General features: G+C 59.6%; 17 protein-coding genes and 5 tRNA genes. 16 read left to right on the top strand and 6 right to left on the bottom strand.

Annotation, left to right across the window (positions count from 1 at the left end; genetic code table 11):
- Positions 1 to 65 precede the first annotated feature (65 nt).
- Positions 66 to 329, bottom strand: coding sequence for a DUF2282 domain-containing protein (locus NMD14_06270; protein XEI34008.1), 264 nt, complete (start codon positions 327 to 329; stop codon positions 66 to 68).
- A gap of 431 nt (positions 330 to 760) precedes the next feature.
- Entirely contained in the window at positions 761 to 961 is a 201-nt protein-coding gene (locus NMD14_06265) for a YbfA family protein (GenBank protein ID XEI34007.1), read from the bottom strand.
- Positions 962 to 1173: 212 nt separating this feature from the next.
- Here NMD14_06265 and NMD14_06260 point away from each other — a divergent pair, with 212 nt between their 5' ends.
- Complete coding sequence (locus tag NMD14_06260) at positions 1174 to 1467, top strand: hypothetical protein (GenBank protein ID XEI34006.1); 294 nt, start codon at positions 1174 to 1176, stop codon at positions 1465 to 1467.
- 50 nt (positions 1468 to 1517) lie between these two features.
- Here NMD14_06260 and NMD14_06255 read toward each other — a convergent pair.
- Both NMD14_06255 and NMD14_06250 read right to left on the bottom strand, forming a co-directional pair.
- Positions 1518 to 1591 (bottom strand) — tRNA-Cys (locus tag NMD14_06255).
- 57 nt (positions 1592 to 1648) lie between these two features.
- Positions 1649 to 1724 (bottom strand) — tRNA-Gly (locus tag NMD14_06250).
- 249 nt (positions 1725 to 1973) lie between these two features.
- Here NMD14_06250 and NMD14_06245 point away from each other — a divergent pair.
- The 10 genes from NMD14_06245 (at position 1974) to NMD14_06200 (ending at position 16741) form a co-directional block, all read left to right on the top strand.
- Complete coding sequence (locus NMD14_06245) at positions 1974 to 5411, top strand: ATP-binding protein (protein XEI34005.1); 3438 nt, start codon at positions 1974 to 1976, stop codon at positions 5409 to 5411.
- A 415-nt stretch (positions 5412 to 5826) separates the two neighbouring features.
- Entirely contained in the window at positions 5827 to 7512 is a 1686-nt protein-coding gene (locus tag NMD14_06240) for an ABC transporter substrate-binding protein (protein XEI34004.1), read from the top strand.
- Between the two features lie 118 nt (positions 7513 to 7630).
- A complete protein-coding gene (locus tag NMD14_06235; GenBank protein XEI34003.1) occupies positions 7631 to 8614 on the top strand; it encodes an ABC transporter permease in 984 nt (327 codons plus the stop codon).
- 1 nt (position 8615) lies between these two features.
- On the top strand, positions 8616 to 9548 hold the full coding sequence (locus tag NMD14_06230) for an ABC transporter permease (GenBank protein ID XEI34002.1): 933 nt from the start codon (positions 8616 to 8618) through the stop codon (positions 9546 to 9548).
- Positions 9545 to 10564, top strand: coding sequence for an ABC transporter ATP-binding protein (locus NMD14_06225; GenBank protein ID XEI34001.1), 1020 nt, complete (start codon positions 9545 to 9547; stop codon positions 10562 to 10564). Before NMD14_06230 ends, NMD14_06225 begins: the two co-directional genes overlap by 4 nt.
- Before the next feature lie 11 nt (positions 10565 to 10575).
- A complete protein-coding gene (locus tag NMD14_06220; GenBank protein XEI34000.1) occupies positions 10576 to 11568 on the top strand; it encodes an ABC transporter ATP-binding protein in 993 nt (330 codons plus the stop codon).
- A 114-nt stretch (positions 11569 to 11682) separates the two neighbouring features.
- Positions 11683 to 13416, top strand: a complete 1734-nt coding sequence (locus NMD14_06215) for a glycoside hydrolase family 9 protein (GenBank protein ID XEI33999.1) — start codon at positions 11683 to 11685, stop codon at positions 13414 to 13416.
- Positions 13417 to 13526: 110 nt separating this feature from the next.
- Positions 13527 to 14399 carry an N-acetylglucosamine kinase gene (locus tag NMD14_06210; GenBank protein XEI33998.1) on the top strand — a complete coding sequence of 291 codons (873 nt, stop codon included), beginning with the start codon at positions 13527 to 13529 and terminating at the stop codon, positions 14397 to 14399.
- On the top strand, positions 14384 to 16249 hold the full coding sequence (locus NMD14_06205) for a beta-N-acetylhexosaminidase (GenBank protein ID XEI33997.1): 1866 nt from the start codon (positions 14384 to 14386) through the stop codon (positions 16247 to 16249). Before NMD14_06210 ends, NMD14_06205 begins: the two co-directional genes overlap by 16 nt.
- Positions 16250 to 16396: 147 nt before the next feature.
- Complete coding sequence (locus NMD14_06200) at positions 16397 to 16741, top strand: MGMT family protein (GenBank protein XEI33996.1); 345 nt, start codon at positions 16397 to 16399, stop codon at positions 16739 to 16741.
- Positions 16742 to 16757: 16 nt separating this feature from the next.
- On the opposite strand, the gene NMD14_06195 is transcribed toward NMD14_06200, so the two are convergent.
- Together NMD14_06195 and topA are read right to left on the bottom strand one after the other, a co-directional pair.
- A complete protein-coding gene (locus NMD14_06195) occupies positions 16758 to 16922 on the bottom strand; it encodes a hypothetical protein (protein XEI33995.1) in 165 nt (54 codons plus the stop codon).
- Positions 16923 to 17031: 109 nt separating this feature from the next.
- Positions 17032 to 19653, bottom strand: coding sequence for a type I DNA topoisomerase (topA, locus tag NMD14_06190; GenBank protein XEI33994.1), 2622 nt, complete (start codon positions 19651 to 19653; stop codon positions 17032 to 17034).
- Between the two features lie 355 nt (positions 19654 to 20008).
- Here topA and astB point away from each other — a divergent pair, with 355 nt between their 5' ends.
- The 5 genes from astB to NMD14_06165 all read left to right on the top strand — a co-directional run bounded on the left by astB (position 20009) and on the right by NMD14_06165 (position 22350).
- Positions 20009 to 21346, top strand: coding sequence for an N-succinylarginine dihydrolase (astB, locus tag NMD14_06185; GenBank protein ID XEI33993.1), 1338 nt, complete (start codon positions 20009 to 20011; stop codon positions 21344 to 21346).
- A 241-nt stretch (positions 21347 to 21587) separates the two neighbouring features.
- Positions 21588 to 21672, top strand: a tRNA-Tyr gene (locus NMD14_06180).
- 39 nt (positions 21673 to 21711) lie between these two features.
- Positions 21712 to 21796 (top strand) — tRNA-Tyr (locus NMD14_06175).
- Between the two features lie 44 nt (positions 21797 to 21840).
- Positions 21841 to 21925: transfer RNA gene (locus tag NMD14_06170), tRNA-Tyr, on the top strand.
- A gap of 134 nt (positions 21926 to 22059) precedes the next feature.
- Entirely contained in the window at positions 22060 to 22350 is a 291-nt protein-coding gene (locus NMD14_06165; protein XEI33992.1) for a hypothetical protein, read from the top strand.
- Positions 22351 to 22383 lie beyond the last annotated feature (33 nt).

Below are 22383 nucleotides of genomic sequence, written 5' to 3'. Positions count from 1 at the left end.
CTCGCTTTCGCCAATCAGAGAAGATGCAGGGGGCGGCCCGTTGGCCATCCCCTGCCCGATGTCTCTTACTTGGGTTGCAGCGAACCACCGACCAGCTTCTCGCACAGCCCTTTGGGCATTACCACAAAGGCATCACCCTGAGCATCTTCCTTAGCAGTACCCGCGCAGGAGTTACTCTTGGTCGCACAGTCATTCTTGCTGGCCTTGACCACGCCATAGCACTTCTCCTTTTCATCGGCAGCCATGGCTGGCGCCGCGATAAATTGGGCGCCCAGCGCCAGCAGACCGGTCATGGCAGAGGCGATAGCAGTGTTTTTTTTAACATTCATGTTCATGTTCCTTTTGATGTCGTTGGATGTTGCTGATATCCCGATTTGTCGCAACCGGGTACTTGCAATAGAACCGGCAAACGGGACGTTCCCTTTCAAATAAACACAAAAAAGAATTAAAAAGTTCAAAGACCAAGCTGTAAGTGTCTGATTTAAAATCGCTATTTTCAGATAAAATATTCTCCGCGGCCACCAATTCATGAATAAAAAGCGCCATCTGATGTTTTTTATTCCGTTACTCTTCTTTACAGCCACCATCAAAAGAGATGCTTCAGACATAAAAATGCCCCGCTAACAGGCAGGGCCGAATGCAACCTTAAAGCAATAAAACACCAACAAATAAACTGATGTTGAGAGCCAGGGCTTGCGCCAAGCAGATAAAAAAAGAGACAGCCAAGGCTGTCTCTTTTTGCACATAGTGCGAATGGGGTTTAGTAGAAGATCCGCTCGCCACGCTCACTCATTTTGAGCCAAACCGGTTTGGTGCTGGTTTTGCTCCACATCCGGTGCAGATAGCTGTAGAAGCGCGCACGATCGCTGCGAAATAGCATCACGGGGAAAGCCAGAATGCCCACCAGCAATACATAAATGCGACGAAGAATAATCTGAGTCAGGGAAAAGGGATGAAACATGATGTAACTCCTTACTGGTAAGACCACTGAACAAAGATTACTCCACTCCATGTAGGATTACTACATCACGAAAGCATTTTTTTATAAAAAAAAGGCGAAAAATGGGAAATACTGAAAATTTGTTACGTCACCAACCAACAGTTAACAAGTTTGCGAAAATCGTGCGCTTTGCCACAGTTATCAGGGACAAAACATGCCGTAGGGAGACACGCATGAAACTGCCGGAAGTGGCACTGCTGGTGCTGATAATTGCCCTGACACAGGCACAACTGGAGGAGTGGCAACTGAATCGGGAAGATGCCATCGTGCTGGCCGAACGGGGCGTACCCACCGTCAACCTGTGGCAATGCCGCACCCTGAAACAACGGATTGCGGATCTCAGCCAGCACAGCGCCGAGGTGCAATTTAAATATCGGGGGCAAAACATGGCGGATGTGAGCCACTATCTCGAGCGGGAGTGGAAACAGGCAGGTTGCGAACAGCTACTGGTGCAGCAAGGATACTGACCAAGGCTCACTACTAAAAGAGTGGTGATTCAGGAAAAACAGAGAGAATATGGAGGCACGTTCCGGAGTCGAACCGGACTAAACGGATTTGCAATCCGCTGCATAACCGCTTTGCTAACGCGCCATGCCGACAAGACTGATTGTCTTGAAAGTGAGTTCCATCGTTGGTGCGATGGAAAATTGGAGCGGGAAACGAGACTCGAACTCGCGACCCCGACCTTGGCAAGGTCGTGCTCTACCAACTGAGCTATTCCCGCGTTACTGCTGTCGTGCCAGTTACCTGACAACGAGGCGCATTATACGTACCCCGAGCGCCAGCACAACCCCTTTTTCGCATTTTAAGCCCTGATGCAGACTGTTTGCTCAGGGTTTAAACGGCTTGCTGCTATTTTCTCCATCCCGCTGTGACCAGCCAAGCGAATTTGGGATAAAGTCGTTGAAATGATTACGCTTTCGTTCGAGACTTGAACGGCTTAATAACCGGATTCTCAATTGAAAATCACAAGATGAAATGGATCTTCAAGCTTCGTGGACTCAGGCCGCAGTTAATGCTGGCTTTTTTCATGTTGGGGATGGTGCCATTTTTGGTCATCACCCTCTTCTTCCTCTACAGCCACGGCAAGGATCTCACCACCCAGACCTCCAACCATCTGGTCTCCGTCCGTAATATCAAGAAGAGTCAGCTCGAGGATTACTTCAACAACCTCAAAGAGCAGATCATCAACTTCTCCCAGCAGGATTTCGCCGGCAACAGTATCGGTCGTTTCTATGGCTTTACCGGCGCATTCGAGAAGCTTGGCACCACGCCGCAGGAGGCCCGTAACAGTGCTCAGGCCCGCTATCTGCCCGGCTCTTGGGATCAACTGCGCAAACCGGACAATGAGGTGGCGATCGAACCCTCCATCAGTGCCCTGATCCTGGCAGGCGAGATGTATGGCCGGGTGCACCAGCGTTTTCATCGCGGCTATGCCGACATGGTGCGCAAGTCCAACTACAGCGACATCTTTCTGGTCGACCTCAATGGCGACGTGGTCTATTCGGTCACCAAGCACCCTAATTTTGCCACCAATCTGCTCTCCGGCCCCTATCAGGGCAGTGGCTTAGGCCAAACCTTCGCCAAGATCAAGCGCCGCCTCGATGGTGGCCAGAAGCCCCAGCAGATCTTCGAATTCACCGACTTTGGCCGCAACGAGCTGACCGGTCAGGTGGTCGCCTACATGGCGGCGCCCGTGATGCAGTACGACTATGTGCGCGGGGTGGTCATTTTCGAGCTGCTGCCGGACAAGCTCAACCAGATCATGGCGGAGCGGGAGGGGCTCGGGAAAACCGGCGAGACCATTCTCATCGGCCCCGACAAACGGATGCGGGCCGATGCCTGGCTGGCACCGGAGTACAGTGTCGAGAAGAGCTTTAGCCAGAATTTCCGCCTGCTGCAGACCCCCCTCGTCACCAAAACCCTCTCTGGCGAGCAGGGTGTCGGGCAGTTTCGCTCCTATCAGGATGACGAGGTGCTGGCCGCCTACACCCAGGTGAAGGTATTCGATACCGAGTGGGCTTTTATCGCCGAGATCTCCACCCGGGAAGCCTATGCCCCGATCCGCCAGCTGGAGACGCTGGTCATCGTGCTGGGGGCAGGTTCCCTGCTGCTGCTGATCCTGTTTTCCCGCTGGCTCTCCCACTCCATCACGGCACCGCTGCGCTCACTGACCGAAGCGGCCGAGCAGGTGGCCGATGGCGCGCTGGATCACCCCATCGCCATCGATCGCACCGGCGATGACATCGACCGACTGGCACAGGCGTTTCGCCATATGCAGCGCTCGGTGAAGGACAAGATCGAACTGATCGAACAGCAGACCCAGGAGCTGCAACAGCAGGTCAAGCTGACCCACAAGCAGAACCTCAGTCTGCAGCAGGCGGACAAGCTCAAGGATGAACTGCTGGCCAACACCTCCCACGAGCTGCGCACTCCCATTCACGGCATCAAAGGGATGGCCGAGTCGATGCTCGCCAGCCAGCAGGATTTGACCGAAGGACAGCAAAAGCAGCTCGGCCTCATCATCAAGAGTGCCGACGGCTTGGCCCGTCTGGTGGACGATCTGCTCGACTACCACCAGATGCGCTACGGCCAGCTGGAGATCCACCCCCAGCCCGTCTCATCCAAGGGGGTTATCCGGCTGGTGCTGGACCTCTGCCAGCATCTGGTGCAGGCCAAACCTCTCACTCTGGTGGATATCAGCCCGGCCGAACTGCCGCCGGTGCTGGCCGATGAGCAGCGGCTCGAACAGGTGCTCTACAACCTGGTGGGCAACGCCATCAAGTACACGCCGCAGGGCAAGGTGGTGCTCAGTGCCATCGTCGAGAGCAACTTCCTGCGCATCAAGGTCACGGACACCGGCATCGGCATCGCCCCCGACCATCTGGAACATATCTTCGAGCCGCTGGTACAGATGAGCCCGGAGGTAAGCAAGCAGGGGGCGGGCCTTGGCCTCTCCATCACCCGCCAGCTGGTGCACCTGATGGGTGGCGAGTTGTTTGTCGAGAGCGAGCCGAGCGTCGGCTCCACCTTCGCCTTTACCCTGCCCCTTGCCACCGGCAAAGCGGCCACTCTGACCCAGGGCAGCCGCCAGATCGAGCATCAGCTGGTGCGCCAGCAACCGCTGATCCTGCCTGACTGGGAGAGCGACGATCTGCCCCCTCCCCCCGAGGATGCGCCGCTCATTCTGGTGGTGGATGACGAGCCCATCAACCTGCACATCCTGCGCCATCTGCTGCAGCCTTGCGGCTACCGCATCCTGCCCAGCAGTGACGGTCACGATGCGCTGGCCAAGCTGGCCGAGGAGCCGGTAGACCTCATCCTGCTGGATGTGATGATGCCGACCCTCTCCGGTTTTGACGTCTGCCGCCGCCTGCGCGAGCAACACCCGAAAGAGATGCTGCCGGTGCTGCTGCTCACCGCCCTCAACCAGCCCAAGGATATCGAGGAGGGTTTCGGGGCCGGTGCCAACGACTATCTGGTCAAACCCTTCTGCAAGGAGGAGCTGTTTGCCCGGGTCAAGGCACTGCTGGAGGCCAAGGCGGGGCGCGCCTCGCTGGTGGAAAACCGGCTATTGAAGCAGGAGATCGAACATCGCCTCACCCTGCAGGATCGGCTGCATCAGGATCAGCAGCGGCTGCTGGCCTTGCTCGGCGAAGGGGCCGACCCCATGATCTTTATCGACGAGCAGGGCACAGTGCTGTTTGCCTCCCGGGTGCTGGCGCGCCGGCTGGGGCAGGAGCCGGAAGCTATGGAGGGGCAGCCCCTCAATGAGTGGCTCGCCACCCCGCTGCAACAGCAGTGGCCCAACCTCGCCAGCGAACGGGAACACAATCTGGAATTTCTGGTGGCTGGGCAAAAAGACGTGCTCAACGCCCGCGCCCTGCCCATCGCGCTCGGGGGACAGGCCGCCTTCGCCCTCACTCTGAGTACCGAGCAGCGCCAGGACGAGAGCCGGGTAATGGCGCTGGAGAACGCCCTCAAGAACCTCTCGCGACAAGCCATCATCGAAGATGAGCAACTGCTGGGCGAGCTGAGCCGCCTGGGTGGCGAGTTCCGTTCGCTGGCCGATGACCTCATTCGCCAGCAGGATGACGAGCCGCTGCGTCGGGCGCTGGTCGAGACCATGCAGCTCGCCCTGGATGCCTGGCAGCAGGGCACCGGCAAGGGCAAAATCGTGCTGGCAGAGAAGAGCAAGCTGTGGCGGGTCTATATGGACAGATCCAGCCCGCAGACCCGCACCCTCGACAAATACCTGAGTCTGGACACCCTGCCCAAGTCACCACGCTGGAAGACGGTCGTGGCCACCACCGAGTATGTGCTGGGCCACTGCCCGCTCAATGACCACCAGCGCCAGCAGTTGCAGCACAGCGCACAGACCCTGCGTCAACTCGCCAACCGCAAGCCGTGACACGGCGCCCTAAACGGGCGCCGGATCACAATTGGCAATCTGGTTTCTTTTTATGCAAAACAAAGCCCCGCACAACCCCGAAACAGAGAGCAGATCCAATTCACAATTTTGTCATATACGCCATTTTCTCAGCCACTTTCTACGCGAAATTAAATAACGTAAACCAATGATTTTATGTAGATAAAAATCAATTTTGACGAAATTGACGTAACACCGTCAATTTTTACGAAAACAACGAAATCAATAGTTGTTGTTTTCCTGTTAATTCTGGTTTGCTAAGGGTGTTGGAAAACAGAACGACAAAGGTTAGACACCTGACCAACACAGAGGGCCGATTTCATCAGCATGCGAAACCGGTGCTCACACAAAACAAGGCGAACCCTCGGGAATGCCAAAAAATAAGAAAGGAAAACATATGCTTGCCAAAGTATCCAAAATCTCTACCGCTGTAATGCTGGGAACCATGATGCTTGCCGGTGCTGCCGGTAACGCCATGGCCGCAGAAAACAAAACCGTGCTGACCATGGTCGCACAGCAGGAAACCGCCTGGGTCAAGAACTTCAACCCCTTCCTGCAAGCGGGCCTGCTGCACACCACCCGTCACTTCATCTATGAACCGCTGGTGATCTTCAACGATATGCAAGGGGGTAAACCCGTCTATCGTCTGGCCACCAACTATGCGTTCAGCGATGACCTGAAATCCGTCACCTTCGATCTGCGTGACGGCGTGAAGTGGTCTGACGGCGAGGCCTTTGATGCCGATGACATCATCTTCTCCTTCAATCTGGTCAAGGCCAACAAAGCGCTGGACGAGCGCTCAATCTGGACCCAGATCAAGAGCGTCGAGAAGCTGGCTCCCAACAAGGTCAAATTCGACCTGACCGAGGTCAACACCAACGTGGTGAATGATCTGGTGCTGGTGCCTATCGTGCCGGAGCACCAGTGGAAATCGGTGAAAGATCCGGTTGCCTTCACCAACGACAAGCCGGTCGGTACTGGCCCCTTCACCGAAGTGGACAACTTCTCCGCCCAGCTCTATACCCAGTGCCGCAACCCGCACTACTGGGATAACGCCAATCTCGCCATCGACTGTCTGCGCATGCCGCAGATGGCCACCAACGACCAGGTGCTGGCTGCTGTCATGAAGGGTGACATCGACTGGTTCGGCTCCTTCGTGCCGGACATCGAGCGCCTCTACGTCGGCAACGATCCGAAGAACAACAAATACTGGTTCCCGGCCTCCGGTACCGTGGCGTTCAACGTCAACTTCAAGACCAAGAACCCGGGCAATAACGAAGCCTTCAACGACATCAACTTCCGTCGCGCCTTCTCCATGGCGATGGACCGCCAGTCCATGGTGGATATCGCGGGCTACGGCTACCCCACCGTCAACGAGTACCCGTCAGGTCTGGGCAAAGCCTTTGACTCCTGGAACAACCCGGAAGTGGACAAGAAGTACGGCAAGTACAACAAGTTCGATCTGGAAGGGGCCAAGGCCCTGCTGAAAGAGGCAGGCTACAAGGATTGTGACGGCGACAAGTTCCTCGACACCCCGAGCTGCAAAAAGATCGAGTTCAAGGTACTGGTACCGAACGGCTGGACCGACTGGGTCAACACAGTACAGATCGGTGTAGAAGGGCTGCAGGCACTGGGCCTGAATGCCAAGACCGCCACCCCGGAAGCGACCGTCTGGACCGAGAACCTCATCACTGGCGACTTTGATGTGGCGCTGCAGGGCTACTTTGCCGGTGCCAACCCGCACAAGTACTTCGAGACCGCGTTCCACTCCCGCAACATGGGTGACCGTGGCAACCGCTTCGCCGCGCCCCGCTACAAGGATCCCGAGCTCGACAAGCTGATCGATGACTTCACCCAGACCGCCGATGCTGCCAAGCAGAAGGAGATCATGTTCGCCATCCAGGATCGTGTTGGTGCCAACCAGACCATCATTCCGGTCTTCAACAACCCGACCTGGTACGAGTACAGCACCAAGCGCTTCAACGGCTGGTTCAGTGCTGATAACCCGGTAGCCAAACCTCAGCTCCACCCGGACACCCCTGAGCGCCTGCTGCACGTGTTGTCCCTCAAGCCAAACAGCTAAACAATCCCGGCCCCCTGCGGGGGGCCCTCTTCCCCGTTAATCCCCTTCTTGACCGGCTTTGCCGGGGTTGGGGTAGCTATACCCGACGCGGGGCAGACTTGCAGTAAAAGGTACTATCATGGGATTCATACTGAGACGCTTTTCCTTCTACCTGGTTGCCTTTCTGGTAGCCGCCACCATCAACTTCCTGTTACCCCGTGCCATGCCAGGGGATCCTGTCTCCGTGATGTTTGCCCGCGCTGGCGCCATGATGGAACCCGCCGCCCTGGAAGCCCTCAAAGCCACCTTCGGTTTTGTTGACGGCCCCATCGGCACCCAATTTCTCACCTATGTGAAGAGTGTCTTCACCTGGGATCTCGGCACCTCGGTGCGCTTCTACCCGCAGCAGGTCTCTGACGTGCTGGGCCGTGCCATCGGCTGGACCCTATTTTTGGTCGGCACCTCCACCATCCTGAGCTTCTCCATCGGTTCCATCGTCGGCATCTTCGCTGCCTGGTATCGCGGCGGCCGGATGGACAGCATCCTCTCCCCGCTCACCCTGGTGATGCAGGCCATTCCGCCAGTGGTGGTCTCCCTGCTCGCCCTGTTCCTGTTCGGGGTCAGCCTGGAGTGGCTGCCCATCGGCTACGCCTACAGCCCGGAAATTCCGGCTGACTGGGGCTGGGAGCACATCAAGAGCATCATGACCCACGCCATCATGCCGGTGCTGACCCTGGCCGTGGTGCAGGTGGGGGGCTTTCTCATCACCATGCGCAACAACATGATCAACCTGCTGGGCGAGGATTACATCACCATGGCCAAGGCCAAGGGGCTCTCCAGCAACCGGGTGATCTTCAACTACGGCGCCCGCAACGCCATTCTGCCCAGCGTCACAGCCCTCTCCATGGCGCTCGGTTTCGTCATCGGTGGCTCTCTCATCACCGAGGTGATCTTCAACTATCCGGGGCTGGGCCTGACCCTCTATCAGGGCATTCTGGCGCGCGACTACCCGCTCATTCAGGGGCAGTTGCTCATCATGACCATCACCATGCTCAGCTTCAACTTCCTGGCCGACGTGCTCTACGTCTTCCTGGATCCCCGTCTGCGTACAGGAGGCAAATAAGATGCAAATGCCGACCATTCTCAAGATCTTGTTGGGCAACCGCAAAGCCGCCTGTGGCCTCGCCATCGTGGTTGCCTTCGTCCTGATGGCCATCTTTGCCCCCATTCTGGCCAGCAACGAGCCGACCAAACGGGTGGCTCGCCCGCACCAGCCGCCCAGTGCCGAGTTCGTGATGGGGTCCACCCGCATGGGCCACGATATCTGGTCCCAGTTCACCAACGGCGCCCGTATCTCACTGCTGGTGGGCTTTAGCGCAGGCCTGCTGGTCTGCACCCTGGCCGTTGCCATCGGCATCACTGCCGGTTATTTCGGCGGTCTGATTGATGAGTGCCTCACCTTCCTGATGAACGTGGTGCTGGTGATCCCCAACCTCCCCTTGCTATTGGTGTTGGCGAGCTTTATCGGGGAGGCGTCACCGACGGTGATTGCCGTGATAATAGGGTTGACCTCGTGGGCCTATGGCGCGCGGGTGATCCGCGCCCAGACCCTGGCGCTGCGCGAGAAAGAGTTCGTCATCGCCGCTGAAGTGCTGGGCGAGCCGGCCTGGCGCATCATTCTGGTGGAGATCCTGCCCAACCTCATCTCCATCATCGGGGTGAGCTTTATCGGCTCCATCATCTACGCCATCGTCACCGAAGCGACCCTGGAGTTCCTCGGCCTCGGCGACCCGACCGTAGTGAGCTGGGGCATCATGCTCTACAACGCCCAGACCTCCAGCGCCATCCTGATTGGTGCCTGGTGGGAGATCCTGGCCCCCTGCTTCGCCATCGCCACTCTGGGTGCCGGTCTGGCCCTGCTCAACTTCGCCATCGACGAGATTGCCAACCCGCAGTTGCGCTCCCACAAAGGGCTCAACCGCTGGAAGAAACTTGCCGCTCCAGTTGCAACAGCGGCCGCAGCCCCCATGCAAGCAGGACAGGAGAAGACAGCATGAACAAGCATCCCTTGCTGTCAGTACGCAATCTTTGCGTCGACTACATCACCGAAAATGGTGACGTGCGCGCCGTCAACTCGGTGAGCTTCGATATCAGACAGGGCGAGATCTTCGGTCTCGCCGGTGAGTCGGGCTGCGGCAAATCCACCGTCGCCTTCTCGGTGGCCAGGCTGCACAAGCCGCCCGCCTACATCAGCGGTGGCGAGATCCTGTTCAAGGGGGAGAACATCCTCCACTACAACGAGGCGCGGCTGCGCTCCTACCGCTGGCAACAGGTGTCGGTGGTGTTCCAGTCCGCCATGAACGCCCTGAACCCGGTGTTGCGGATGGAGGAGCAGTTCTGCGACGTGCTGCTGGCCCACAACCCCGGCATGACCCGCTACGAGGCGATCAAGCGCGCCCAGGAGCTGCTCACCATCGTCGATATCCACCCGAGCCGGCTCAAGGACTACCCGCACCAGTTCTCCGGCGGCATGCGCCAGCGGCTGGTGATTGCCATCGCCATGGCGCTCAACCCCGAGCTGCTGATCATGGATGAGCCGACCACGGCGCTCGATGTGGTGGTACAGCGGGAGATCCTGCAGAAGGTCTATGCCCTGAAAGAGAAGTTCAACTTCTCCATTTTGTTCATCACCCACGACCTCTCCCTGATGGTGGAGTTCTGCGATCGCATCGGCATCATGTATGCCGGTGAACTGGTGGAGGTCGCCCCCTCCAAGGCGATCCTGACCGCGCCGCTGCACCCCTATACCCGAGGGCTCGGTAACTCCTTCCCGCCCCTGCACGGGCCGAAGAAGGTGCTGGAGGGGATCCCGGGCACCCCGCTTAACCTGCTGGAGGTGCCGGTCGGCTGCCGCTTTCAGGCCCGCTGCGGCAAGGTGCACGATCGCTGCCGTCAGGAGTACACCAAATTGGCCGAGATCCGCCCCGGGCAACAGACCGCCTGCCACCTCTATGAGGAGCAGGGACTGCAACAAGATTCCGTGATCTATCTGGACAAGGCCGCTGGCTGTTAAGGATGTCTGTCATGCAAATCGCCAAAACCGATGCACCCATCATCGAAGTCCAGCACCTCTACAAGGACTTCCCCATCAACTCCAATGCCATCAAGAGTGGCAAGATGCGGGCCCTCTCCGACATCACCTTCAACCTGCACCGGGGCCGCGCCCTGGCGGTGGTCGGGGAGTCGGGTTCCGGCAAGAGCACCATCGCCAAGATCATCGCCAAGATGTACAAGCTCAGTGCCGGGCGCATTCTCTATCGCGGCCACGATCTGGAGGAGTTCAACAAGGGCACCGCCCTGCTGGACTATCGCCAGAGCGTGCAGATGGTGTGGCAAGATCCGTTCGGTTCATTGAACCCGACCCACACCATCTATCACCACATCGCCCGCCCCCTGCTGCTGCACAGCAAGGTGATCGACAAGAAAGATCTGCCCGACATGGTCTACGCCCTGCTGGAGAAGGTGGGGCTCACCCCCGCCAAGGCAACGGCGGCCAAGTATCCGCACCAGCTCTCCGGCGGCCAGCGCCAGCGGGTTAACATCGCCCGCAATCTGGCGGTGGAGGCGGAAGTGGTGCTGGCGGACGAGCCGACTTCCATGCTCGACGTCTCCATTCGCATCGGCATCCTCAACCTGATGGAGCAGATGAAGAACGAGCTCGGCGTCTCCATGCTCTACATCACCCACGACATCGCCACCGCCCGCTATGTGGCGGAAGATCTGGCGGTGATGTATGTGGGTCACATGGTGGAGTGGGGCGAGGTGGACGAGATCCTGCACCACCCGCAACACCCCTACACCCAGCTGCTTATCTCGGCGGTGCCCGACCCCGAGAAGAGTATCCACGCCGAGTTGGAGGGGGGCCGCAAGGGGGAGATCCCGCTCTGGACACCGGAGTCCTGCGGTTGCCCCTTTGCCGGGCGCTGCAATCAGGCAATGCCACGCTGCAAGGAGGCGCTGCCCCCCATCACCAAGCTGGCTGACAACCACTTCGTGCGCTGCTACCTCTACGAGTGAAGGTGAACCCAATACCGGCCGGGCAACCCTGTCCGGCCATGCCTCGATACGGGGCGGCCACAGCCCCGTGATGTGCCTCACCGCCCGGCGGTGAACCACAGGAGTAATACCTTGATGGAACTCTTGATCAATCAGGTGGGCTACGAGTGCGACGGACACAAGGTCGCCCTGTTGCAAACCTCCCCCGCCCCTGATCTCGGCGGCTATGTCAGGCTGCAACGCCTTGATGATGGCCAGATCCTGTTTGAAACCCCGCTGCAACCGGCTGGCTGCGTCCCCGGCTGGCAGGGCCGCGCTTACCTAAGCGCCGACTTCTCCGCCTTCAAGGAGCCCGGCCACTATCGGCTGGAGGCGATCACTGCCCAAGGCATAGTCCGCTCGACCCGTTTTGCCATCGGCCAGGATCTGCTGGCCAGCCGCTGCCTCTCGGACGTTATTCACTACTTCAAGGGACAGCGCGCCAGCGGCACCTTCGATCGGGCCGACCGCAGTGCCCGCCTGTTTGGCACCGACCAGCACAAAGATGTGCACGGCGGCTGGTTCGATGCCAGCGGCGACATGAGCAAGTACCTGAGCCACCTCTCCTACGCCAACTACCTCAACCCCCAGCAGACCCCTATGGTTGTGTGGGCCCTGCTCAAGTGTCGGGAACTGCTGGCCCCGCGCCGCGATATCGACGGGGTGAACCTCTGTAAGCGGCTCAATGACGAGGCGCAGCACGGCGCCGATTTCCTCTGCCGGATGCAGGATGAGTCGGGCTTCTTCTACATGACCCTGTTCGACAAGTGGAGCAAGGATCCCGCCCAGCGCGAGCTGTGCGCCTATGCCACCCAGCAGGGGCTCAAATCCGCCAACTGGCAGGCGGGTTTTCGCCAAGGGGGCGGCATGGCCATCGCCGCGCTGGCCCGTGCCGCCCGCGAGAGCGTCAGCGGCGACTTCGATGCCAGCCGCTACGCAGAGGCGGCCAAACGCGGCTACCTGCATCTGCGTGAGCACAACCTTGCCTATATCGATGACGGGGTCGAGAACATCATCGACGACTACTGCGCCCTGCTGGCAGCGGTAGAGCTGACCCGCACCTTCGGCGCCGAGTGGCTCAATGAGGCGAGAGCCCGCGCCAGCAAGCTCTGTGCCCGCCTGCGCGTTCATCCAGAGCTGGGTCACTACTGGTCGGCCAACGAGGATGGCTCGCGCCCCTACTACCACGCCGCCGAAGCGGGTCTGCCGGTGCTGGCGCTGCTGGAATATCTGGACGTGGAGCCGGATCAGGAGCGCAAGGCCCGGGTGCAAACTGTGGTCGAGCAGGCACTGGCCGCCGAACTGGCGCTCTGCACCCGCGCAGGCAACCCCTTCTCCCTCGCCCGCCAATATGTGCAAGGGGTGGATGAAGCGCCGCGCGTCAGCTTCTTTATGCCCCACCACAACGAGTCCGGTTACTGGTGGCAGGGGGAGAATGCCCGCCTCGCCTCGCTGGCGGCCATGGCCTTTGCTGGCGCCCGTCACTTCCCCCGCCAGAGCCAGCCGCTCATTACTTACGGTCAGCGCCAACTCGACTGGATCCTCGGGCAAAACCCCTTCAACGCCTGCATGCTGGCGGGCCACGGCATCAACAACCCCGCCTATACCGCCGGGTATCCCAATGCGCAGGGGGGGATCTGCAACGGCATCACCTCAGGGTTTGATGACGAAAACAACGTGGCCTTTATTCCGGAGGAGTACAAGGATCGGCTGGATCAGAACTGGCGCTGGGGCGAGCAGTGGATCCCCCACGCTGCCTGGTTTGCTTTGGCTATCAGCTGGCAGAGTGCCCTGAGTCCTCGAAATGAGCAGGGAGAGCACCATGATTGAGATCGGCTCGAGCATCATTGGCATTGGGGAGAGTCGTGGATCCTCCATACAGCCAGCCTGGTTTGCCCTGGCTATCAGCTGGCAGAATGCGCAGGGAAATGGAGGTCGCCATGATTGAGTTCTGGGTAGGCGTCGATGGCGGGGGCACCCACACCCGCGCCCGCATTCGGGATCGGGCGGGCAAGCTGCTCGGAGAGGGGCGTTCAGCCGGCTCCAATCTGGAGCTGGGCATCCCCCATGCCCACGCCAATGTGCTGGCCGCCATCGCCAGCGCCCGCCTTGCCGCCGGGATCGCTATCGAGTGCGAACAACAGATGGGGGTCGGGCTGGCGCTCGCCTCCGCCGAGCTGGCCGACTGCTATCACGCCCTGCTCGAGATGCCCTTCCCTTTCGCCAGCGTCAGGCTCACCTCCGATGCCTTCGGTGCCTGCCTCGGCGCCTTTGGTGGCCGTGAGGGGGCCATTCTGATCGCCGGTACCGGCTCGGTGGGGCTGGTCTATCAGGAGGGGCAGATCCGCACCTGCTCCGGCCGCGGCTTCCCCATTTCAGATATAGGCAGCGGTGCCTGGCTGGGACTGCGCGCCATCCAGCAATCCCTGCTCTGCCACGACGGCATTCTGCCCCCCAGCACCCTCGCCATCCGCTTGATGGATCGCTTCAGGCGGGATCAGGCCGAGGTGGTACGCTGGGCCGCCCACGCCATTCCGGCGGACTATGGCCACTTTGCCCCCTGGGTATTCGATGCCGCCAGCGATGGCGACGAGCTAGCCAATCAGCTGCTGGACGAAACCTGCGAACAACTGCGGATCCTGCTGGAGGGGATGACCCAGCTCGGTGCCAGACAGATCGCCCTGCTGGGGGGGATTGGCACCCGCCTTGCCCCCCGTCTCGGCCAGCTCAACCTGATCCCCCCCCAGGCAGATGCGCTCGATGGCGCCATCCTGTTTGCCCAATCAGAGGATTTTCCATGTCTACACCCCTGATCCACACCCAGGTAGCCCGACGTGACGGCGAGGATGTCTGGTTCACCTTCACCCTCTCCCGCATGCCTGATACCAAGTGGAAGCTGCACTTCTGTCTGGCTCGCCATATCGACCCCGACTCCTTGCAAGGGGGCGAGCTGGAGCGCCAGAGCGGCAGCTACAAGGTGATTGTCCCGAACGCTGACAGCTGCGAGCTGCGCTTTTGCTGCCGCCAGACCCCCATCAAGAAGCTCTCCGACATGCCGCAGGGCTTTTTCCTCAGCCTGCCGGAGGCGACTACGGGTGCCCAGCTGTTGCCGGTGATGTTGGCAGCTCAGGATCTCGGACTGGAAAACCCGCCGGTAACCCGCCCCGACTTGCCCGAGGTCGAGCCCCAGCCCGGAATCGTGCCGCAACCGGCCCATCTGGTGCAACTGGAGGGAAACTTCCGGCTGGCCGAGCGGGCTCATGTCAGCGCCCCCCGCGATGTGCCGAAGCTGCTGGCCCACTTCAACGAGCTGACGTCGCTGGCGCTGGCGCAGGATCACGACGCTGAAATCCGGCTGACCGAGGACAAACTGGCCCCCGAAGCCTATCAACTCACCATCACGCCGCAGGAGGTGGTGATTGCCGCCGCCGACGAAGCGGGCTGGCGCCATGGGCTGGTGACGCTGGCCCAGTGGTATCTGCAACATGGAGAGAGCCTGCCCTGCGTCACGCTGGAGGATGCCCCGCGCTTTGGCTTTCGCGGCATTTTTCTCGACTGCGCCCGCCACTTCCACACTCCGGCCACCATCAAGCGCTTGCTCAAGCTGATGAGCCTCTACAAGTTCAACCGCTTCCACTGGCATCTGACCGATGACGAGGGGTGGCGACTCGAGATCAAGGCCTTCCCGGCATTGACCGACGTGGGTGCCTGGCGCGGCCATAATCTGGCGATCGACCCCCAGCTCAGCGGCGGCGCCGAACCCTATGGCGGCTACTACACCCAGAGCGAGGTGAAGGAGCTGGTGAGCTATGCCGGTGAGCTCGGCATCACCGTCATTCCCGAGATCGACATTCCGGGCCACTGCCACGCCGCCATCAAGGCGCTGCCCGAGTTGTTGATCGAAACGGCGGATCACTCCCGCTACCGCTCGGTTCAGCATTTCGATGACAACGTGCTAAACCCCGCCCTGCCCGGCACCTACCGCTTTCTGGAGGCGGTGCTGGACGAGGTATGCGAGCTCTTTCCCGGCCCGCAGATCCACATGGGGGGTGACGAGGTGCCGACCGGGGTCTGGACCGACAGCCCCGCCTGCCAGCAGCTGATGACCGAACAGGGCTACACCGACTGCCGAGAGCTGCAGGGCCATCTGCTGCGCCACTGCCAGCGCTATCTGGCCGCCAGAGGCAAACAGATGATCGGCTGGGAGGAGATCCTGCATGGCGACAAGGTGAGCCGCAAAGCGGCCATCTGTGCCTGGACCAGCTTTCAGGCGGGGCTGGATGCTGCCGCGGCCGGTTATCCGGTGGTGATGGCGCCCGCCCAGTTCCTCTATCTCGATCTCGCCTGGAGCGCCGATATTCATGAACCCGGCCTCTACTGGGCGGGTACCCTCAATCTGGAGCAGGTTTATGCTTGCGATCCTGCACCTGCCGATTTCCATGCCAACGATAACATCCTCGGGGTGCTGAGCCCCTTGTGGTCAGAATTGATCACCAGCCGTGATCGTCTCGACTACATGTTGTTCCCGCGTATGCTGGCCACGGCCGAGGTGGCCTGGAGCGATCCCGCCCACAAGGGCTGGGAGCACTTCGCCGCCCGCCTGCCGGGTCAGCTGCAGATCCTCGATCAGTTGCAGGTGCGCTACCGGATGCCACAGAGGTAATGTTGTCTCTATTTTGGCGGCCAAACGGCCGCCTTTTTTCATTTCAGCCTATGCCCAACCTTATTCTGACCGCTCCCAGCCCCCTTGCTCCCGAGCACGCCAAGAGGCCACAATGGCCCATCCGTACCACCCCAACAACAGGCATCCATGTTTCACCCCTCCCATGAAAAAGTGGCCAGAATCGAAGCAATCATCGCCCTGATCCCGGCAGGCCGGGTGGTCAGTTATGGTCAGGTGGCCGATCTGGCGGGTCTGCCCGGACGGGCAAGACTGGTAGGCAAGGTGCTGCGGGAAACCGACAAGATACTGCCCTGGCATCGGGTGCTGGGCGCGGCGGGCACCATCTCGCTACCAAAAGGATCGCAAGGTTTTGCCGAACAGACGGGACGCCTGCAGCAGGAGGGGGTCGTGGTGATCGGGGGGCGGATCAGAATGAAGGAGTGGCAATGGCAGCCCGACTTGGCCGAGCTGCTGTTTCTACTGCCCTTTTGAGGGGGTCAGTGCCGGATCACTCCAGCGGCGCCAGGATCTCGTCGCAGCGTACCTGTACCGGAATGGTCTCGTCCTCGCGCTGCAGCAGCACCAGCAGACTCTGCCGGTCCACCTCCAGCACATAGGCCGCCCCTTCCCGGGTCATGCAGCTCATGCCCGGCCGGATCTCGTTAATCTCCATCTCAACCTCCTTGTCTACTTCGCGATTGACGACAGCTGCACTCCTTGCAGCTATCTCAGTATAACGCCATCCATAAGCAAAGAGGCCCCTTGTCGGGGCCTCTTTGTCATCAGGCTTTTTTAGCCTTCGGCAAACTCTCTTGCCAAGTACCGTTGTCGTAGTGCGCGGTCCAGCCGGTCGCCTTGCCGTTAACCTCGGTCATCACGTACTGCTCCTTGGTCTTGCGACTGAAGCGCACGATGGCGGGGTTGCCGTCCGGATCGGTGAGCGGGGCACCGGCCAGATACTTGTGCTTGGCCGAGATGCGATCCTTGAAGCGCTTGAGCTCTTCCACCAGCGGTGCGCGGGTCTCGCGGGATTTGGGGAAGTTGCTGGCCGCCAGGAACAGACCAGCAGCACCGTCACGCAGCACAAAGTGAGCATCGGACTGGGTGCACTTGAGCTCCGGCAGCGGTACCGGATCCTCTTTCGGCGGGGCGATGTCGCCGTTTTTCAGGATCTTGCGGGTGTTCTTGCAGGTCTCGTTGGTGCAGCCCATGTACTTGCCGAAACGGCCGTTCTTGAGCTGCATCTCGCTACCGCAACGGTCGCACTCGATGCTCGGCCCTTCATAGCCCTTGAGCTTGAACTGGCCCTTCTCGATTTCGTAGCCATCGCAGTCCGGGTTGCGGCCACAGACGTGCAACTTGCGGCTGTCATCGATGATATAGGCATCCATTGCGGTGCCACAGACGCCACAACGGTGCTTGGCGCGCAGCGCTTCGGTTTCCGCCTCTTCGCCGTCAGTGGCGGAGACAAACTCATCGGCAGAGACCAGGTTGATGGTCTTCTTGCAGCGCTCTTTCGGCGGCAGGGCATAGCCGGAGCAGCCGAGGAACACGCCGGTGGTGGCGGTACGAATCCCCATCTTGCGGCCGCAATCCGGGCAGTCGATGTCGGTCATCACCATCTGGTTGGCACGCATGCCGCCCTCTTCGGGCGCCTTGTCAGCCTGCTCCAGCTCTTGGGTAAACTCGGCGTAGAAGGCGTCCAGCACCTTCTTCCACTCCAGGCTCCCTTCGGCGATGCCATCGAGCTTGTCTTCCATCTTGGCGGTGAACTCGTAGTTCATCAGCTCGACGAAGTTCTCCACCAGCCGATCGGTGACGATCTCGCCCATCTTCTCGGCGAAGAAACGACGGCTCTCGACCCGCACATAACCGCGATCGACGATGGTGGAGATGATGGAGGCATAGGTAGACGGACGGCCGATGCCGCGTTTTTCCAGCTCGCGTACCAGCGCCGCTTCGGTAAAGCGGGCAGGCGGCTTGGTGAAGTGCTGGCGCGGATCCAGCTTGACCAGTTTCAACACCTCGCCCACAGTCACCGCAGGCAGCTGACTATCTTCACCCTTGCGACCCATCGGCGGCAGCGCCTTGGTCCAACCGGCAAAGCGCAGGGTACGGCCACGGGCCTTGAGCTCGAACTCACCTGCCTTGACGGTCAGAGTGGAAGAGTCGTACTGGGCCGGGGTCATTTGGCAGGCGACAAACTGACGCCAGATGAGATCGTACAGACGCATGGCATCCGGCTCCATCCCTTCCAGCATCTCTGACGTGACCAGCACGCTGGAGGGACGGATCGCCTCGTGCGCTTCTTGGGCATTGGCCTTGGCGCCATACAAATTCGGCTCGGCCGGCAGATAGGCTGCGCCATACTGCTCGCCGATATATTCGCGCACCGCCTCGACCGCCTCTTTGCTGAGGTTGGTGGAGTCGGTACGCATATAGGTGATGTAACCCGCTTCATAGAGACGCTGGGCCATCATCATGGTCTTCTTGACCCCGAAGCTTAGACGGGTAGAGGCCGCCTGCTGCAGGGTAGAGGTGATAAACGGCGCGGATGGCTTGGAACCGGTTGGCTTATCTTCCCGGTTCACCACCTTGTAGTCGACCCCCTCCAGGGCAGCCACGGCGGCAAAGGTCTCTGCCTGGGTGACCGGCTTGAAGTCGGCACCGTTGCGGCTGACCACTTCCATCCGCAGATCGCTCTTCTCGGCGGTCAGCAGATCAGCGTTGAGATCCCAGAACTCGACCGGTACGAACGCCTTGATTTCGCGCTCTTTATCAACGATGAGGCGCACCGCAACGGACTGTACCCGACCGGCGGAGAGACCACGGGCCAGCTTCTTCCACAGCAGCGGGGAGACCATGTAACCCACCACACGGTCGAGGAAACGACGGGCCTGCTGGGCATTGACGCGGTCAATATTGAGCTCGGATGGCTGGGCGAACGCCTCCTTGATGGCGCTCTTGGTGATCTCGTTGAACACCACGCGCTTGTAGCGGCTGTCGTCGCCCCCGATGATCTCGCGCAGGTGCCAGGCGATCGCTTCCCCTTCTCTATCCAAGTCGGTTGCGAGATAGATGGTGTCGGCTTTCTCGGCCAGACTTTGCAACTCGCTGACCACTTTTTCCTTGCCGGGCAAAATCTGGTAGTTGGCCTGCCAGCCAGCTGTCGGATTGATACCCATTCGGGCAAACAAGGCCTTGCGATCCTTGGCAGCCTTCTCGGTTTCACTCAACTTGATGCCGCGAATGACAGGTTTCTTGGGCTCGGTGCTGGCGCTGCCGCTGGTGGGCAGATCGCGAACATGACCCACGCTGGATTTCACCACGTAGTCCTTGCCCAGATATTTGTTGATCGTCTTGGCCTTGGCCGGAGACTCCACTATGACCAGTGATTTGCCCATGCTGTAACTATTATCCTCATTGCACCCGACGGGGTTGGTGTGCGGTTTTGTGGGGCTGTATAAGAGATTTGGCGCGAAAAAGCAATGTTGTGAACCAATTTGCCTGACCAGCCCGAACCACACGGCTTCTTTTATTGCTTCTTTATTTATTAATGCGAAGGCAACAGGCCGGACGCAACCGCTTTTTCAATTTTCTGCCATACCGCCCCTCTTTTTATATCTAAAACGACATAAAAACGTCTGTTAGTTACCGGCTTGTTACAAAAAAATAAAATCTCTTTATAATGGCCCAACCCCGACGCATTGTGCGCGGAAGGAACCGCTCCCCATCATAAAAATCGAAAGGATGTACTCAATGAAGCACTTCGAGGTCAATTTCGACGGTCTGGTCGGCCCGACTCACAACTATGCCGGTCTCTCCTACGGCAATGTTGCCTCCCAGAGCAATGCCCAGGAGGCCTCCAATCCGAAAGAGGCTGCCAAACAGGGGCTGCGCAAGATGAAGGCGCTGACCGAGCTTGGCATGACCCAGGGGGTACTGGCGCCACAAGAGCGTCCCGATCTCGCCACTCTGCGCCGCCTCGGCTTCACCGGCAACGATGCCCGGGTGCTGGAGCAGGCCGCGAAACAGGCTCCTGCCGTACTGGCCGCCTGCTACTCGGCCTCCAGCATGTGGACCGCCAACGCCGCCACCGTCTCCCCCAGTGCCGATACCCAGGATGGCCGCATTCACTTCACCCCCGCCAACCTGACCAACAAGTTTCACCGCTCTCTGGAGCCCGACGTCACTGGCCGTATCCTGCGCGCCGTATTCAACAATGATCGCCACTTCAGCCACCACCTCCATCTGCCGGAAAATGATCACTTCGGCGATGAGGGGGCAGCCAACCATACCCGCCTCTGCCGCGCCTATGGCGAGGCGGGGGTCGAGCTGTTCGTCTATGGCCGCAGCGCCTTTGATTACTCCCGCTCGGCGCCGAAGCGCTACCCGGCCCGCCAGACCCTAGAAGCGAGCCAAGCCATCGCCCGCCTGCATGGCCTTGGCGAGGAGAGCGTGGTGTTTATCCAGCAAAACCCGGAGGTGATCGATCAGGGGGTGTTCCATAACGACGTGATCGCGGTGGGCAACCAGAACGTGCTGTTCTTCCACCAACAAGCGTTCCTCAACACCGAGGCGGTGCTGGCCGAGATCAGCGGCAAGTTTGGCGAGGGGGATCTGCACTTTATCGAAGTGCCGACTGCTGAGGTATCCGTGCTGGATGCGGTGAAATCCTACCTATTCAACACCCAGATCCTCACCCTGCCGGGCGGTGAGATGGCTATCATCGCCCCCACCGAGTGCCGCGACAATCCGGCGGTGTCGGCCTATCTTGGCAAGCTGCTGACACAGGCTACCCCGATCAAGGCGGTCCACTATATGGATGTGAAACAGAGCATGCGCAATGGTGGCGGCCCGGCCTGCCTGCGACTGCGGGTTGCCATGAACGATCAGGAGCTCGCCGCGGTCAATCCGGCTTGCCTGATCAACGACAGCCAGTTTGCTCGCCTCGATGGCTGGGTAGATCGCCACTACCGCGACCGCCTGACCCTGGATGACTTGCGGGATCCGGCACTGGTGCAGGAGTCCCGCAGCGCGCTGGACGAGCTGACCCAGATCCTGAAACTGGGTTCGGTCTACCCGTTCCAGCGCTAAATGTGATGCCCGGGAAGACCGCCGACACAGGCGGTCTTCTGCTCTTTGCCTCATCTTCAGCGCAATCGCCAGCTGGCATGGATGCAAATTTGTGCAGAAAAGCAGCGCACAACTTGCTGATAAGCTTGAATTTTGAGCTGGATGTATCAAAAAATCGGCGAACAGTCATTTTTTACTGCCAGATGCCTCATCAAGGGGTTCACAAAGCCTCTGGATCTGATAGTATGCGCCTCGCACTTGGGGAGGGGTTCCCGAGCGGCCAAAGGGATCAGACTGTAAATCTGACGGCTCTGCCTTCGAAGGTTCGAATCCTTCTCCCTCCACCATTCAAGTGCAAAAGTAGTGACAATCAGGAAATACCCCGTGGAGGGGTTCCCGAGCGGCCAAAGGGATCAGACTGTAAATCTGACGGCTCTGCCTTCGAAGGTTCGAATCCTTCTCCCTCCACCATTTCCCTGATTGCAATGGCTGAATACAATTTGCTTTGCCCCTGTGGAGGGGTTCCCGAGCGGCCAAAGGGATCAGACTGTAAATCTGACGGCTCTGCCTTCGAAGGTTCGAATCCTTCTCCCTCCACCATCATTCAGAAAACCCGGCCTAGCGCCGGGTTTTCGCTTTATCGCCCACTCACACTCCCCCTTGTCAGATCTGACAGTTGCAATTGCATCCCAGCTTGCTCATCGTGGCATCATCGATATCAGAGTATTCACATCATGTTTGAAGTCTGGGACAAACAGGGTCACGCCACCGGTCTGACACTGCAGGCGCTCAAAGTCAGGATCAGCAACGACTATCAGGGGGATCTGATGGTGCGCTACAGCAACAAGCTGGGACTCCCCACAACCCTCTTTCTGACCATCCATCAGGGCGTTGCCTATCAACGCTTCAAAGCCGGCTCGCCAAAACTGGATTGGGATTGGCTAGCCACCGCGGGCAATGGCCATCCCCCCCACCATCTTATGAGTGAACAGTTCACCTGGTTTCAACTCGCGCCGGATAGTTGAACACCGGCAACGCCCGCTCAATCATCACCACAG

Origin of the sequence: Aeromonas veronii (assembly GCA_041319085.1) — a bacterium.
In the GTDB taxonomy this organism is placed as follows: Bacteria; Pseudomonadota; Gammaproteobacteria; order Enterobacterales; family Aeromonadaceae; genus Aeromonas; species Aeromonas veronii_F.
Note: the sequence above shows the minus strand (reverse complement) of the source record. Positions and strands in the feature narration are given on the sequence as shown.

Excerpts from the sequence above, each read along its gene's own strand:
- NMD14_06165 (XEI33992.1), top strand. The coding sequence starts at position 22,060 with ATGTTTGAAGTCTGGGACAAACAGGGTCACGCCACCGGTCTGACACTG.
- NMD14_06200 (XEI33996.1), top strand. The coding sequence starts at position 16,397 with ATGTTTCACCCCTCCCATGAAAAAGTGGCCAGAATCGAAGCAATCATC.
- NMD14_06225 (XEI34001.1), top strand. The coding sequence starts at position 9,545 with ATGAACAAGCATCCCTTGCTGTCAGTACGCAATCTTTGCGTCGACTAC.
- NMD14_06240 (XEI34004.1), top strand. The coding sequence starts at position 5,827 with ATGCTTGCCAAAGTATCCAAAATCTCTACCGCTGTAATGCTGGGAACC.
- astB (XEI33993.1), top strand. The coding sequence starts at position 20,009 with ATGAAGCACTTCGAGGTCAATTTCGACGGTCTGGTCGGCCCGACTCAC.
- NMD14_06195 (XEI33995.1), bottom strand. The coding sequence starts at position 16,922 with ATGGAGATTAACGAGATCCGGCCGGGCATGAGCTGCATGACCCGGGAA.
- NMD14_06235 (XEI34003.1), top strand. The coding sequence starts at position 7,631 with ATGGGATTCATACTGAGACGCTTTTCCTTCTACCTGGTTGCCTTTCTG.
- NMD14_06245 (XEI34005.1), top strand. The coding sequence starts at position 1,974 with ATGAAATGGATCTTCAAGCTTCGTGGACTCAGGCCGCAGTTAATGCTG.
- NMD14_06220 (XEI34000.1), top strand. The coding sequence starts at position 10,576 with ATGCAAATCGCCAAAACCGATGCACCCATCATCGAAGTCCAGCACCTC.
- NMD14_06215 (XEI33999.1), top strand. The coding sequence starts at position 11,683 with ATGGAACTCTTGATCAATCAGGTGGGCTACGAGTGCGACGGACACAAG.
- NMD14_06270 (XEI34008.1), bottom strand. The coding sequence starts at position 329 with ATGAATGTTAAAAAAAACACTGCTATCGCCTCTGCCATGACCGGTCTG.
- NMD14_06230 (XEI34002.1), top strand. The coding sequence starts at position 8,616 with ATGCAAATGCCGACCATTCTCAAGATCTTGTTGGGCAACCGCAAAGCC.
- NMD14_06205 (XEI33997.1), top strand. The coding sequence starts at position 14,384 with ATGTCTACACCCCTGATCCACACCCAGGTAGCCCGACGTGACGGCGAG.
- topA (XEI33994.1), bottom strand. The coding sequence starts at position 19,653 with ATGGGCAAATCACTGGTCATAGTGGAGTCTCCGGCCAAGGCCAAGACG.
- NMD14_06210 (XEI33998.1), top strand. The coding sequence starts at position 13,527 with ATGATTGAGTTCTGGGTAGGCGTCGATGGCGGGGGCACCCACACCCGC.
- NMD14_06265 (XEI34007.1), bottom strand. The coding sequence starts at position 961 with ATGTTTCATCCCTTTTCCCTGACTCAGATTATTCTTCGTCGCATTTAT.
- NMD14_06260 (XEI34006.1), top strand. The coding sequence starts at position 1,174 with ATGAAACTGCCGGAAGTGGCACTGCTGGTGCTGATAATTGCCCTGACA.